Source organism: Solibacillus sp. FSL W8-0372, assembly GCF_037969735.1.
Taxonomy (GTDB): domain Bacteria; phylum Bacillota; class Bacilli; order Bacillales_A; family Planococcaceae; genus Solibacillus; species Solibacillus faecavium.
The window spans coordinates 2,351,188-2,365,643 of the sequence record NZ_CP150204.1 but is presented as its reverse complement, the minus strand read 5'-3'; the positions used below and the strand labels follow the sequence as shown (position 1 = coordinate 2,365,643).

Genomic DNA, 14,456 nt, shown 5'->3' with positions numbered 1-14,456 from the left:
TTTTTATTTGTAATATTGTAAATAATACCAATCGATTATATACTCTAAGCAGGGGGTATATTATGAAAAAAATACTAATTTTATTATTTTCAATTGTGTTAATAGTCTCGATTACAATGCCAACAGCAAGTGCAAGCACTAAGCAATTAGAAGTGCATTTTATTGATGTAGGACAAGGGGATTCCATTTTAATTCAAACGCCGAAAGGTGAAAATATTCTAGTTGATGGTGGTCCTCGAAAAGCAGGGAAAGGGCTTGTAGACTATCTAAAAAAATTAGGAATTAAGAAACTTGACTATGTTGTAGCTACACATCCTGATGCAGATCATATTGGCGGATTAGTTAGTGTTCTAAATTCTATTTCAGTTAAAAATTTTGTGAATAGTGGGAAAGCCCACACTACCGATACGTATAGTCAAATTTTATCTTTAGTAAAGAATAAAAAGATAAAATATATAGAACCTGAAATAGAACAGATTATTATAGGGAATTGGACATCAGATTTCTACATGCAAGCGTTATTTGCAGATCCACTTGCTAAAGATACAAACGATGCTTCCATTGTATTAAAAGTAGGTTATAAGGATGTAGAATTTTTGTTAATGGCTGATGCGAGCGAGGATTTAGAAGAGTTACTTGTTGATTCATACGATTCCTTAAAAGTACAAATCTTAAAAGCCGGACATCATGGTTCTAACACTAGTAGCTCAAAATATTTCTTAGATGCAGTTCAGCCAGAGGTAACTATTTTAAGTTATGGAAAAAATAATAGTTATAAGCATCCTCACAGTGGTGTATTAGAGAGGTTAAAAACAGCTGGATCAAAGGTATATTCAACGGCTGAAAATGGGACGATTATAATAAAGACGGATGGTAAGTCTTATAAGGTTTCTGCCAAGGAAATGACTTTGCCGGGTAAGACTGATACTAAACAACCGCCTCAATCGAAGCTTGAAACAAAGCCTGTAGAAACCCCAAAAAGTTTATACAAAAATTGCACAGAATTAAATGCAGTTTACCCGAATGGGGTAGAGGTGGGTCATAAAGCATACGAATTAAAACATGATGCAGATAATGACGGATGGGCATGTGAGCCTGTTGAAGATAGTAGTGTCTCTCAACCGTATGTTCCACCTGTTGTGACAACACCAACACCAACACCAACACCAACACAGACAAGTTTTAGTAATTGTACTGAACTGAAAAAAGTGTATCCAAACGGTGTATCATCAAGTCATCCAGCTTATCAGAAAAAATTTGATCGCGATGGAGACGGCCATGCTTGCGAGTAAAATATTCAGAGTGTGATTGAAGTTGAAAAAAGATTAGCAAAAAAACCTTCCATTAAATAGTGGAAGGTTTTTTATTTTAATAAATGTAATCGCACCTGCCTATGCTTAGTATTTAAAAATAAATTTAATTTAGAACTGTACCCCAACTGTACCCCAACTTGTTCAATAAGATTCGGTTAGAATCGGGATTAACTTTATAATAAATAAATGTCTTGAAATATAATAAAAACACCCTAATTATAAATAACTGCGTTTTATTAGGGTATATACTACAAAACATCAGAAAAGAATCAATATTTATTTTTGAAAAAAAATACCCCAAATACTTGATTACAAATTTTTATAATTCATTGGAATCTATTTACGTTCGTGCTACGATAAACATACTAAATACTCATTGAAGTTTCGACTTCTTTCAACAATTGTCTTTCATCTCAAAAAATAGAGACGGATTGCAGTGTAAATTTCAAATGAAAGAAGTTAATATCTCGGCTATTATCGGAAATGGGGAAGAAATACTTAAAGTGAGAGTTGCAAAAGCATCTTTATAGGGAATTAATAAGAAATGCATAAAAAATTGGAACTTCACATTTAAATTCAAAACCGGTTTTCGATACATTAAAGTTGAGGTGCTATGTATAAAGTAGTTCGTAATTAGAAGAAGGTGAACAGCATGCGAAAAATATATTTAGTTGGATTTATGGGATGCGGAAAAAGTGCAATTGGCAGAAGATTAAGCTATTTCTTAAAGATGCCCTATTATGATATGGACCATGAAATCGTTCGGCAACAGGGAATGTCAATTCCGGAAATCTTTGAACAATACGGGGAAGCACACTTTCGAAAAATAGAGACGGAATTTTTAAAAAACTTCCGTGATGAAGCATGCATTATCTCGACTGGCGGTGGGGTAGCTGTTAATGGAGAAAATCGTAAAATTATGCGAAAGACAGGGTTAGTCTTTTTCCTTGACGCCAAATTCGAAGATATATATATGCGAATTCGTAATGATAAAAACCGTCCCATAGTACAAATAAAGACAGAACAAGAGTTGGAAGAACTGTATCATAGCCGTAGAAAGGCTTATCGGGAAGCGAGCCATATACAAGTACTTACAGTAGGTAGATCTTTAAGACAAATAGTTGAATACATTGCTTTTCAAGTGAATAGATTAAAAGGCGAATAATTAATTTTAAAAATATGATAATGTTCGTTTATTGAGTAAAATTAAAAAAAGATTGCGTTTACAACACATTCAATGTTAGGATATTGCTAAGAGTACAGTTAATTTAAATTAGTTGAAAAACTAGCGCGGATGATGATGCGGGGAGAGAACGTGAAGTCACGTCGCCGAAGGAGCAAATAGCGGTGCTATGAATCTCTCAGGCAAAAAGACTCGTATTTGACGCAACTCTGGAGAGTGCTGTTGTAGTACAAGTTACTGGCAGCCACCAAAGGGGAAAGCCTAAAATGTGATAGAATATCAAATTTAGGTGTAACTTTCAGGTGCAAGGACAGAGAATCCCATTAAAAGGGATTCGTCTGTCTTTTTTTTATGGAAAAAAAGAAAATACGTTTTCCAATTTCAAAGTAAAAAGAGGCAGCTAGCTGTACCGCACAAAGTAATCATTCCCCGTCACATTTTTACAATGGTTATAACATAAAAAATTTAAGGAGGAAATGACATGACAAATGAATTAAAACGTACACCGCTATTTGATGAATACGCAAAATATGGTGGGAAAACAATTGACTTTGGTGGGTGGGAATTACCTGTGCAATTTTCTTCTATTAAAGAAGAACATGATGCAGTTCGTAACCGTGCTGGTCTTTTTGATGTTTCACATATGGGAGAAATTTTTGTAGAAGGTTCAGATGCATTACCATATTTACAAAAAATGCTGACGAATGACATTTCCAAAATTGCAGTTGGCGGGGCACAATACAGTGCACTATGCTATGAAGACGGCGGAGTTGTAGATGATTTATTAACATATCGTTTAGCAGATGAGCGCTATTTGCTTTGTGTCAATGCCTCTAATATTGAAAAAGACTTCGAATGGTTGCAAAATCATGTAGAAGGCAATGTTACAGTAACAAACGCTTCAGATGACTATGCTCAAATTGCATTACAAGGTCCATTAGCAGAGGAATTGCTGCAATCGTTAACGACGGAAGACTTGGCAGCGATTAAATATTTCAAATTTAAAGACAATGTTGATGTAGCTGGACAATCGGTACTTGTATCACGCTCTGGTTATACAGGTGAAGATGGATTTGAACTTTACGGTACACCAGAAGCTATTATCGAACTATGGAATAAAATTTTGGATGCAGGTAAAGACAAAGGTGTTGTTGCAGCTGGTTTAGGTGCCCGCGATACATTACGATTTGAAGCATGCCTGCCATTATACGGACAGGAACTGTCTAAAGAGATTACACCACTTGAAGCTGGGATTGGGTTTGCAGTGAAATTAGCTAAAGAACCACAATTTATCGGACAACAAGCATTAATTGATCAAAAAGAAAAAGGTCTAGCTCGTAAATCAGTAGGTATTGAGATGATTGATAAAGGGATTCCACGTACCGGCTATAAAGTATTTAAAGATGGTATTGAAATTGGAGAAGTTACAACAGGTACACAATCTCCGATGACGAAACGCAACATCGGTCTAGCTTTAATTGACGCAAAATTCGCTGAAGTCGGAACTGAGTTAGAAGTTGAAATTCGCAAAAATAGAGCGAAAGCAGTAATTGTGGAAAAACCGTTTTATAAACGTACAAAATAATACTTTTGAAAAGAGGGTTAACAATGAAACATCGTTATTTACCAATGACGGAACAAGATAAGCAAGAAATGTTAGATCGCGTCGGAGTTGCTACAATCGATGAACTTTTTGCAGATATCCCGGAAAAAGTTCGCTTCCAAGGAAACTACAATATTAAACCTGCAAAATCAGAAGCAGCTTTAATGAAGGAATTATCGCAACTGGCGTCCAAAAACAAAGATACTGCTAGCAATGTATCGTTTTTAGGTGCTGGTGTATATAATCACTACAAACCTGTAATTGTTGATCATGTTATTTCCCGTTCAGAGTTTTATACAGCCTATACGCCATACCAACCGGAAATTTCCCAAGGTGAGTTACAAGCAATTTTTGAGTTCCAAACGATGATCGCCGAGCTTACAGGTATGGATATCGCAAACTCCTCTATGTATGATGGGGGGACAGCGTTAGCAGAGGCAGGAATGCTTGCTGCAGGCCATACTCGCCGTAAAAAGCTATTAGTTTCCGGTGCAGTACACCCTGAGTATAAAGATGTAGTAACGATGTATGCATACGGTCAATCAATTGAAGTGGTAACAATCCCTACAAAAGACGGTGTAACAGATGTTGAAGCGTTAAAAGGATTAATTGACGATCAAACAGCTGGCGTTATCGTGCAATATCCAAACTTCTTCGGACAAATTGAAAACTTACAACCTCTTGCAGATATTACACATGATGCAAAAGGATTATTTATCGTATCTGCAAATCCATTAGCACTTGGCGTTTTAACACCTCCAGGAAAATTAGGAGCGGACATTACAGTTGGTGACGCACAGCCATTCGGCATTTCCGAAGCATTCGGTGGTCCTCACTGCGGTTACTTCGCTGTTACGACTAAATTGATGCGTAAAGTACCGGGACGTTTAGTTGGGGAAACAGTAGACCAAGATGGACGTAGAGGTTACGTATTGACATTACAAGCACGTGAACAACATATTCGTCGTGATAAAGCGACATCAAATATTTGCTCAAACCAAGCGTTACTTGCTCTTGCTTCATCAGTTGCAATGACAGCACTTGGAAAGCAAGGTCTGCAAGAAATGGCAAAACAAAATATCGTGAAAACACGTTACGCAAAAAATGCGTTTGAAGCAGCTGGATTCGAAGTTGTATACCAAGGTGCGCACTTCAACGAAATCGTAGTAAACACAAAACATAATGTGACACAGTTAAATAAAGCATTAATTGAAAAAGGTATCATCGGTGGATTTGATTTAGGGCGAGTTTACCCTGAATTAGAAAACCATGCACTAATCGCTGTTACTGAAATACGTACAAAAGAAGAAATTGATGCACTAGTTGCAGAAATGGGGGCTTATAATGAATAACGAAAACCAAACACTCATTTTCGAAATTACAAAACCAGGCCGTATTGGTTACAACTTAGAGCCACTAGATGTTCCTGATTTTGATCTTGAGGAGCTTATTCCATCAAATTTAGTACGCCAAGAAGCAGCTGAGCTACCTGAAGTTTCTGAATTGGATATTATGCGTCACTATACAGCACTTTCCCGCCGTAACCATGGTGTGGACTCAGGATTCTATCCACTAGGTTCTTGTACGATGAAATACAATCCAAAAATTAACGAAACAGTTGCACGTTATTCTGGTTTCGCGAATATTCATCCATTACAGGATGAGTCAACAGTTCAAGGGGCAATGGAATTGTTGTACGATTTACAGACATCCCTACAGGAAATTACGGGTATGGATGAAGTAACCCTACAACCGGCAGCAGGTGCACATGGTGAATGGACAGCACTGATGATGATTCGTGCATTCCATGAAGCAAATGGAGAAGGGCATCGAAATAAAGTAATTGTTCCGGACTCAGCGCATGGTACAAACCCGGCTTCTGCAACGGTTGCAGGATTTGAAACAATTACTATTAAATCAGGGGAAGACGGTTTAGTCGACTTAGAAGATTTACGTCGTGTAGTTGGACCAGATACAGCAGCATTAATGCTGACAAACCCAAATACTTTAGGCTTATTCGAAGAGAATATTATAGAGATGGCGAATATCGTTCACGGTGTTGGCGGAAAAGTTTACTATGATGGCGCAAACCTAAATGCCGTTATGAGTAAAGCGCGTCCTGGTGACATGGGCTTTGACTGTGTTCACTTAAACCTTCATAAAACATTTACTGGTCCACACGGTGGTGGCGGCCCAGGTTCAGGTCCTGTAGGTGTAAAAGCGGATTTAATTCCATTCTTGCCAAAACCAGTACTAGTGAAAAAAGAAGATGGTACATACCACTTCGATTACAACCGTCCACAATCAATTGGTCGTGTAAAACCATATTACGGAAACTTCGGCATAAATGTTCGTGCTTATACGTATATCCGTACGATGGGACCAGATGGCTTAAAAGCTGTTACAGAATATGCAGTATTAAATGCAAATTATATGATGCGCCGTTTAGAAGAGCATTTTGATTTGCCATATAACCGTCATTGTAAGCATGAGTTCGTTTTATCGGGGCGTCGCCAGAAGAAATTAGGCGTACGAACACTGGATATCGCAAAACGCCTGCTTGATTTCGGATATCATCCACCAACAGTATATTTCCCATTAAATGTTGAAGAGGGAATTATGATTGAACCGACTGAAACAGAATCGAAGGAAACTTTAGATGCATTCTGTGATGCAATGATTCAAATCGCACAAGAAACAATAGATAATCCTGCGTTAGTTCAGGAAGCCCCTCATACGACAGTTGTTAACCGTCTGGACGAGACACGTGCTGCAAGAACGCCAGTATTACGTTATAAAAAACAAGAACAAGTAACAGTGTCTTAATATTTTCAAAAGGGTCAGAGATATTCTGACCCTTTTTCTAATGGAGAAGTTAGACTTCTTACAATTTACTTTATAATAGTAGAAACTCATAATTAAAAGCCCTCTAATGATTTAGAGAGCCTTTAAGATTAGTTTTTTGATTTTACTTTACCTGTCCAAGTTTTAAAGCCACCCTGCAATTGATAAAGCTGGCTATAACCCTTTTTCTTTAAAGATAGCGCTGCTCGTGCACTACGGCCGGAATTTTGGCAGTAAAGGTAAACAGGCAGGTCAGGACGTATTTCTTTATGACGTGTGTTGAATTGCGTCATAGGAATGTTTCGAGCGCCTAAAATATGGCCGGCTTCGAATTCTTTCGGTTCGCGTAAATCGATCAATTGTGCTTTACGATAACCTTCAATAAATTGTTCCTGCGTTAAATTTGTTACCGCTTTTTTCAATCGCATTGAATTGATTACTACGTAAGCAACGATTACGACTAAAATTGCTAGAATCGTGTATAAAATTGTCACAGCGATATTGCCCCTTTCTTTCTGTACTTTCTATTATAAGAGATGAACTAGAGTTAGTCGAGCCAGTTTGCTAAAATGTATTATTGGAGGCGAGAAATTATGAAAAAACAATGGTATTTTATTAATTCCGGTCCATGTAGCCCGGCATTTAATATGGCGTTAGATGAAGCTTTGCTTGATTGGCACAGTGAAGGAGATATCCCCCCTGTCATTCGATTTTATGAATGGAATCCTGCAACTTTATCAATCGGTTACTTCCAGCAAGTACATAAAGATATTAATCTACAAGCAGTCCAAAAGCAAAATTTAGGTTTTATTCGCCGTCCTACTGGTGGGCGTGCTGTTTTACATGATCAGGAGCTAACATATTCAGTGATTGTATCAGAAAGCTATCCGAATATGCCTGAGACGGTAACAGAAGCATATCGTGTTATTAGCGAAGGGATTTTACAGGGGTTTCGTCATCTCGGGTTAAATGCCTATTTCAGTGTGCCAGAAACGAAGGAACAGCTGGATGATCTGAAAAAGCCGAAAAGCGCAGTTTGCTTCGATGCGCCAAGTTGGTATGAGCTTGTTGTAGAAGGAAAAAAAGTGGCAGGTAGTGCGCAAACACGTCAAAAAGGTGTCATACTACAGCATGGTGCAATATTATTGGATTTGAATGAAGAATTGTTATTATCGGTATTTAATTTCGAGTCTGCTGAGGCAAAAGAAAGAATGAGAAAAAAATTACCTGAAAAGGCAGTAGCGATGAATCAGTTTGTGGATAGCCCATTTACAATTGAGCAATGTGTAAATGCATTTTCAAAAGGATTTGAAGAGGCACTAAATATTGATTTGATTCCTTATGAATTAAACGAAAAACAACAGCAATATGTGGATCAATTAATGCAAAAAAAATATTTAACAGATGAGTGGAATTTCAAAAAATAGATTACGAACATTTGTTTTTATTTTTGCAAAAAAAATTTTGATACTCGAAACGTTGATATACAGGGATTTAACATAATCTGAAAAAAATCAACCCTTGATTGAAATAAATATTTGGTGTAATCTTTTTTAAGGAATTATATATAACTCAACATATGGGATAGTCCTAATGAATCAAACACAAGATATGGTGTTTGATTCTCGTTTTTGTTGGGAATGTTAACATTATTAAATAGCGTTCAAAGGGGGCTTGCATGGTGGTAAGTGTTTTAGAACAATCCATCCCATTCAATCAGTTAAATCAGGATATTAAGCAATTTCCTCAAGTTCATCCGATTACACCGGATATGCATATTACGCATAAAGGTGTGTCGCGTCTTGTCATGATTGACCGGTATTCTTTTAAGGATACAGAAAAGAAAACATTAAAAGCAGGAGATTTTGTTGTACTGACAGTAAAGCAGGATCCCAAATTCCCAGCACGTGGACTGGGCATTATCCAATCAATTGATCTAGAAAAGAAGAGTGCACTTATTGAAATTGAAGAGGATTATCGCCACGTACTAGAGGGAGAAGAGCAGACAACAGGAATAATTGAGCGCTCTTTAGATATTATTGAAAAGCCTTTGGAAATTTTCTACGAGCAGATTGCAAAGCGAAATGCAACAGGTTTAGCATCTGTAGAAAAAACTGAAGAAAAGCGAAAAGAATGGTTCGAGAAGTTTTACGAACAGCTTGTATCGATGAACTTCATTCCGGCAGGCCGTGTAATTTATGGCGCTGGCTCGGAAACAGAAGTAACATTCTTCAACTGTTACGTAATGCCATTTGTGGCAGATTCTCGTGAAGGAATCAGTGACCACCGTAAGCAAGTAATGGAAATTATGAGCCGTGGTGGTGGTGTTGGTACAAACGGTTCAACGCTCCGTCCACGTAACACATTAGCGCGCGGTGTAAACGGTAAATCGAGTGGTTCTGTGAGCTGGCTTGATGATATTGCCAAGCTGACACATCTTGTTGAGCAAGGTGGTTCTCGCCGTGGTGCTCAAATGATTATGCTGGCAGACTGGCATCCAGATATCGTAGAGTTTATCATTTCAAAAATGCAAAACCCTCGTATTCTACGTTATTTAATCGAGAATACCGATGATGAATCGATTATTCGTCTAGCAAAAGAAAAATTAAAATTCAAGCCTTTATCACAGCAGGAAGATGCGATGTATCAAGGGATTGTGAACTATAAAAATATTGAAGGCTTTGGTGGATTTAATGAAGCGATTATCCGTGACGCTGAAACGAAACTTCGTGATGGCGGAACGTATTCAGTCCATAATGCAGACTTCTTAACGGGTGCGAATATTTCAGTAACATTAACTAAAGAATTTATGGAAGCTGTAGAAAATGACGGGGAATTCCCACTGCGCTTCCCGGATGTAGCAAACTACACGCCAGAGCAAATGAAAGATTACAATGAAAAATGGCATGAAGTTGGCGATGTTCGCGAATGGGAAAAGCTTGGGTACCCAGTGCGCACATACCGTACAATTAAAGCAAAAGAACTTTGGAATTTGATTAATATTTGTGCAACATATGCTGCAGAGCCAGGGATTTTCTTCATTGATAACGCAAACGACATGACGAACGCTAAAGCTTATGGTCAGCAAGTTGTTGCGACAAACCCTTGTGGTGAGCAACCATTAGCACCATATTCCGTTTGTAACTTAGCTGCAGTAAACTTAGCGAAGTTTGCAAATAAGGAATCAAAAACAGTTGATTTTGAGGCGTTACGTGAAACAGTAAAAGTTGGCGTGCGTATGCAGGATAACGTAATTGATGCCACACCTTACTTCCTTGACGAAAATAAAAAGCAAGCACTTGGTGAACGTCGTGTAGGTCTTGGTGTTATGGGGCTTGCGGATTTACTAATCTATTGCGAAAAAGAATATGGTTCTGAAGAAGGCAATGCACTTGTTGATCAAATCTTCAAAACAATTGCGGTTGCAGCTTATGAGCAGTCAATTGAATTAGCAACAGAGCGCGGAAGCTTCCCGTTCCTAGAAGGACAAACAGAAGCAGAAACAGCGCGTTTACGTGAAGCATTTATTAACACAGGCTTCATGAAAAAAATGCCACAGCATATTCGCGAAAATATTGTGGCAAACGGTATTCGTAACTCGCATTTATTGACGGTTGCACCTACGGGTAAACAAGTTGCCCCGTACATTTGTAAAAATGTAGCGTAAACTTGGCTATATGCGGGAAACCCTGGCGTATCTTTTACTACCTAGCTTTGCCAGCACCATAAAGGTAAAAATGTAAAAGTGTTGATAAGAAATTATCTACCAGACAATCCGCAGGGAAGTCGTGGCTGACCCCTCAACGACTACACGCCGAGCACCATTATTTTACGAACATTCGTTCTTGTTTTATAATTAATAAAACAGGTGAAGGGTGATTCGATGAAAAAGAATTGTCTTAATTGTGGAAAAGAAATTAATGTAAAACCCAGTAAATTTGAACGGAAGAAATATTGTTCTAGAATCTGTAAAACAGAGTATCAAAAAAACAATCCACCTCAATTTTGGAGTGTAATGTCAAAAAAGATATTGATTCAATGTTCTTATTGTAAACAACAAATATTGAGGAAACCTTCTAATGTTAATAAAAGAAACTTTTGCAATATAAATTGCAAAAAACTATATCAAATACAAAATGGTCATTTATTTAATCAGCATTTAAGAAAAGATGTTGAAGTTAAATGTCTAACCTGTCATCAATTGTTTATTGTGCCTAAAAATCGTGAGCAGACAGCAAAGTTTTGTTCTAAGGAATGTTTAGGAAAAGCTAATGGTATTAGAGGAAAGGAACAATATCGTAATCGAATTATTGTTTCTTGTAGTAATTGTCATAAGAAATTTGAAAAAACTCCCTCTACTATTAGAAAATTAAACTTTTGTACTGTAGCATGTATGTCTACTTATTATGCGGAGAAAGAAATGTTTGCTGGTGCTAACAGTGGTACATGGACAGGTGGTAAGGTCTCATATTATGGACCTAATTGGTATAGCCAACGGAGGAAGGTTAGAGCAAGAGATGAGTATACTTGCCAGGATTGCGGAATTACAGAAGCAGAGTATGGACAAGAGCTTTCCGTACATCACATTATTCCTTTTAAACAATTTAACGGGGATTGGAAGAAAGCAAATCAGCTTTCAAATTTAATTTCACTATGTGAATTCCCATGTCATAGAAAAAGACATTCTAGAATGGTTGATGATATAGTCTGACCCATATGGCGACATATGGAGTGGGTAATAATAGTCCCACCCTCTAAAATTAGAGAGTAACAAAAGTGAGTACAGGTACAATGGTCGGAGTTGCGACAGGGCTTGAACCTTACTTCAGCTTCACTTACTACCGTTCAGGTCGTTTAGGGAAGTTTATTGAAGTAAAAGCCGAAATCGTAAAAGAATATTTAGATGCGAACCCAGGTGTGGATGAAAATAACTTACCAAACTGGTTCAAATCTTCAATGGAGCTTTCTGCTGAAGCTCATGCAGATGTTCAATGTATTATTCAAAACTGGATTGATTCATCAATTTCGAAAACAGTAAATGCACCAAAAGGCTATGGAGTAGAGCAAGTACAACAAGTGTACGAGCGTCTATACCGCGGCGGTGCAAAAGGTGGTACGGTGTATGTTGACGGTTCTCGTGATACACAAGTATTAACTTTAAAAGCTGAAGAGGCAAATTCAGATGAGCAATTAGAGTTTGAAGAGTTCAAACAAATGGAAGACCAAGTAAAACGTCAAGTTGTGTTAGTGGATACGATTAAACCGTTAACAGATACTGACGTAACAATCGGTTCGGAAGTAGGTAATACATGTCCTGTTTGCCGTCAAGGTACGGTAGAGGAAATGGGCGGCTGCAACACATGTACAAACTGTGGCGCACAGCTGAAATGCGGACTATAAATTTTTCCTTGTGAATTTGAAATAAACATTAATAAAATCACCTCATCTCTAAAGAATTATTAGAGTTGAGGTGATTTTTTAGTGGATATTTATGTGATATAGAACTGGATTGTAAAAATATCTTACTCTAAAAACTTAACCGGTTCGTAGCGTGGTGTACTAATGGCCAGGCACGCACGTCAATCCTTTTTGCGAAGTGGACGATAGGAACTGTATTTTCCACTTCAATGCCTTGCTTTGAGAGTATCGTATTTATCGTAATCTCGGCTTCAGCTTTTTGTATAATCCATGGTCTATGCAAAATATCACAGCGGACAGGGGTCTTTGACGAATTTAAAGTATAGAAGCAGTAACGCTCCGACATCCATTCATCAAAAGAACCCTTTGCTGCTAAATAGGGATCTGAAACGGGTCTATAGCTACAAGCAAATTCAATTTCCAAGTCATGGCGTCTTTTACTTTCAAATTCTATGGATGAGCCACGATTGATAATTTTCATCTTAGAATACCAATACGGTAAATGGAAAAATGTTCGGGCTCCTTTAACAGCCGGCCAATTGTCAGCATCCAAACTAAAAAAGTATACGCCGGGTTTCCCATCCATCGTCACATATGTACGTACATTAAGTTCCGGAAAGCGATCAGTTCTGGGAATTGGCGGCAGCCCCCTCATTCTAACTCCTGACATAAGGAAAGGAACAACTCCTATCCAATAAGTTCCTTCATATGAATCCAGTTCCAGCTCTTTAGGTACTATCTTTCTTAACATTTCATATTTAATCGGGTAATGGGCAAACAAAAGATCACTCCATGTCTGCTTCATACCCCATGGTAAATTTGGTAGTGCCCATGGACGATGACTGTCATCCCACTTATTTTTTTCTGTTATCATCTGTTCTTTCACCGCATTTCGCTTCCTTTGCACTAAATTATTTATATATAAAATATATCACTATTTATATATTCTCTGTAAAAAGGGTGGGAAAAGGGAAAATTGTCCTAAAATATCAGTCTAAATACTGATAGGAAATGATTGTGCAATACCTTATCATTGTAAGGTAGTTTTAAACTATCAGGTATATCCTGCAAATATATGAATGATAGGTGGAAAACATGAATTATCAAGTATTATTATATTATCATTATACAACGATTGAAGATCCGGCAGTATTCTCAGCGGAGCATTTAGCTTTCTGTAAAGAAATCGGTTTAAAGGGACGTATTTTAGTAGCTAATGAAGGCATTAACGGGACAGTTTCTGGAACAATTGAGCAAACAGAAGCCTACATGGAAAAGATGAAGTCAGATCCTTTATTTGAAGGTATCGTATTTAAAATTGATGCGGTAGAAAGCCATGCGTTCAAAAAAATGCATGTTCGTCCTCGACCAGAGCTTGTTAATTTAGGCTTAGAGGAAGATGTTAATCCACATGAATTGACAGGACGTTATTTATCCCCTGAGCAATTTATGAAGGAACTGCAAGATGAGAATACGGTTGTTTTAGATGTGCGCAACACATATGAATATGATGTTGGCCATTTCCGTGGCGCGATTCGACCAGAAGTACAGAATTTCCGTGATACACCTCAATGGGTACGCGAAAACCGTGAACTATTTGAAGGTAAGAACGTATTAACTTACTGTACTGGCGGTATCCGCTGCGAAAAATTTTCCGGCTGGATGAAGCGTGAAGGATTTGGGGATGTTGGTCAATTACATGGTGGTGTAGCAACATACAGTAAAGACCCAGCAACAAAAGGTCAACTTTGGGACGGTCAAATGTATGTATTCGATGAGCGTTTAACAGTGCCGATCAACCAAGTAGAGCATGTCGTAGTTGGTCGTGATCATTTCGATGGTACACCATGTGAGCGCTATATTAACTGTGCAAATCCTGAATGCAACAAGCAAGTTTTAGCATCAGAAGAAAACGAAGCGAAGCATTTAGGCGGCTGTACAATAGAGTGTACGAAACATGAACGTAACCGCTATATTGTACGTAATGGGCTATCTGAGCAACAAGTTGAAGAAGCAATTGCGTTACTGGAAGCATAAAAAATCACCCATCATAATAATAGAAAGGTAAGCTATTACATAGCTTACCTCAGACTGT

The 14,456-nt window shown here is 37.8% G+C and carries 11 protein-coding genes, 1 pseudogene and 1 riboswitch; of the genes and pseudogenes, 10 read left to right on the top strand and 2 right to left on the bottom strand.

Going from position 1 to position 14,456, the window contains the following annotated elements:
- Nucleotides 1-62: 62 nt before the first annotated feature.
- The 5 genes from MKY13_RS11890 to gcvPB all read left to right on the top strand — a co-directional run bounded on the left by MKY13_RS11890 (nt 63) and on the right by gcvPB (nt 6,925).
- The gene (locus MKY13_RS11890) at nt 63-1,292 is read left to right on the top strand and encodes an excalibur calcium-binding domain-containing protein (RefSeq protein WP_339212877.1); all 1,230 of its coding nucleotides are present in this window, start codon (nt 63-65) and stop codon (nt 1,290-1,292) included.
- A 673-nt stretch (nt 1,293-1,965) separates the two neighbouring features.
- On the top strand, nt 1,966-2,478 hold the full coding sequence (locus tag MKY13_RS11885; protein WP_339212875.1) for a shikimate kinase: 513 nt from the start codon (nt 1,966-1,968) through the stop codon (nt 2,476-2,478).
- 129 nt (nt 2,479-2,607) lie between these two features.
- Nucleotides 2,608-2,700, top strand: a riboswitch (glycine riboswitch).
- 277 nt (nt 2,701-2,977) lie between these two features.
- Nucleotides 2,978-4,081, top strand: a complete 1,104-nt coding sequence (gene gcvT / locus MKY13_RS11880; RefSeq protein WP_191700105.1) for a glycine cleavage system aminomethyltransferase GcvT — start codon at nt 2,978-2,980, stop codon at nt 4,079-4,081.
- Between the two features lie 23 nt (nt 4,082-4,104).
- On the top strand, nt 4,105-5,451 hold the full coding sequence (gcvPA, locus tag MKY13_RS11875; protein ID WP_339212873.1) for an aminomethyl-transferring glycine dehydrogenase subunit GcvPA: 1,347 nt from the start codon (nt 4,105-4,107) through the stop codon (nt 5,449-5,451).
- Nucleotides 5,444-6,925 (top strand): aminomethyl-transferring glycine dehydrogenase subunit GcvPB, encoded by a 1,482-nt coding sequence (gcvPB, locus tag MKY13_RS11870; RefSeq protein ID WP_339212871.1) that lies wholly within the window; start codon nt 5,444-5,446, stop codon nt 6,923-6,925. Before gcvPA ends, gcvPB begins: the two co-directional genes overlap by 8 nt.
- Before the next feature lie 128 nt (nt 6,926-7,053).
- On the opposite strand, the gene MKY13_RS11865 is transcribed toward gcvPB, so the two are convergent.
- A complete protein-coding gene (locus MKY13_RS11865; protein ID WP_191700099.1) occupies nt 7,054-7,437 on the bottom strand; it encodes a rhodanese-like domain-containing protein in 384 nt (127 codons plus the stop codon).
- Nucleotides 7,438-7,536: 99 nt separating this feature from the next.
- Here MKY13_RS11865 and MKY13_RS11860 point away from each other — a divergent pair, with 99 nt between their 5' ends.
- The 4 genes and pseudogenes from MKY13_RS11860 to MKY13_RS11845 all read left to right on the top strand — a co-directional run bounded on the left by MKY13_RS11860 (nt 7,537) and on the right by MKY13_RS11845 (nt 12,343).
- Complete coding sequence (locus MKY13_RS11860; RefSeq protein ID WP_339212868.1) at nt 7,537-8,370, top strand: biotin/lipoate A/B protein ligase family protein; 834 nt, start codon at nt 7,537-7,539, stop codon at nt 8,368-8,370.
- A gap of 251 nt (nt 8,371-8,621) precedes the next feature.
- A pseudogene (locus MKY13_RS11855) lies at nt 8,622-10,571 on the top strand (vitamin B12-dependent ribonucleotide reductase); the annotation flags it as partial.
- A gap of 255 nt (nt 10,572-10,826) precedes the next feature.
- The gene (locus tag MKY13_RS11850) at nt 10,827-11,654 is read left to right on the top strand and encodes an HNH endonuclease signature motif containing protein (protein ID WP_339212866.1); all 828 of its coding nucleotides are present in this window, start codon (nt 10,827-10,829) and stop codon (nt 11,652-11,654) included.
- A gap of 65 nt (nt 11,655-11,719) precedes the next feature.
- A complete protein-coding gene (locus tag MKY13_RS11845) occupies nt 11,720-12,343 on the top strand; it encodes a response regulator SirA (RefSeq protein WP_191704044.1) in 624 nt (207 codons plus the stop codon).
- A gap of 127 nt (nt 12,344-12,470) precedes the next feature.
- Here MKY13_RS11845 and MKY13_RS11840 read toward each other — a convergent pair whose 3' ends face one another.
- Nucleotides 12,471-13,235: a DUF2071 domain-containing protein gene (locus MKY13_RS11840; RefSeq protein ID WP_339216918.1), complete on the bottom strand. Its 765-nt coding sequence runs from the start codon at nt 13,233-13,235 to the stop codon at nt 12,471-12,473.
- A gap of 221 nt (nt 13,236-13,456) precedes the next feature.
- Here MKY13_RS11840 and MKY13_RS11835 point away from each other — a divergent pair, with 221 nt between their 5' ends.
- Complete coding sequence (locus MKY13_RS11835; RefSeq protein WP_191700095.1) at nt 13,457-14,398, top strand: rhodanese-related sulfurtransferase; 942 nt, start codon at nt 13,457-13,459, stop codon at nt 14,396-14,398.
- Nucleotides 14,399-14,456 lie beyond the last annotated feature (58 nt).

What these genes read in the sequence shown, in the direction of transcription:
- MKY13_RS11890 (WP_339212877.1), top strand. Translation starts at nt 63, where the DNA reads ATGAAAAAAATACTAATTTTATTATTTTCAATTGTGTTAATAGTCTCG.
- MKY13_RS11885 (WP_339212875.1), top strand. Translation starts at nt 1,966, where the DNA reads ATGCGAAAAATATATTTAGTTGGATTTATGGGATGCGGAAAAAGTGCA.
- gcvT (WP_191700105.1), top strand. Translation starts at nt 2,978, where the DNA reads ATGACAAATGAATTAAAACGTACACCGCTATTTGATGAATACGCAAAA.
- gcvPA (WP_339212873.1), top strand. Translation starts at nt 4,105, where the DNA reads ATGAAACATCGTTATTTACCAATGACGGAACAAGATAAGCAAGAAATG.
- gcvPB (WP_339212871.1), top strand. Translation starts at nt 5,444, where the DNA reads ATGAATAACGAAAACCAAACACTCATTTTCGAAATTACAAAACCAGGC.
- MKY13_RS11860 (WP_339212868.1), top strand. Translation starts at nt 7,537, where the DNA reads ATGAAAAAACAATGGTATTTTATTAATTCCGGTCCATGTAGCCCGGCA.
- MKY13_RS11850 (WP_339212866.1), top strand. Translation starts at nt 10,827, where the DNA reads ATGAAAAAGAATTGTCTTAATTGTGGAAAAGAAATTAATGTAAAACCC.
- MKY13_RS11840 (WP_339216918.1), bottom strand. Translation starts at nt 13,235, where the DNA reads ATGATAACAGAAAAAAATAAGTGGGATGACAGTCATCGTCCATGGGCA.
- MKY13_RS11835 (WP_191700095.1), top strand. Translation starts at nt 13,457, where the DNA reads ATGAATTATCAAGTATTATTATATTATCATTATACAACGATTGAAGAT.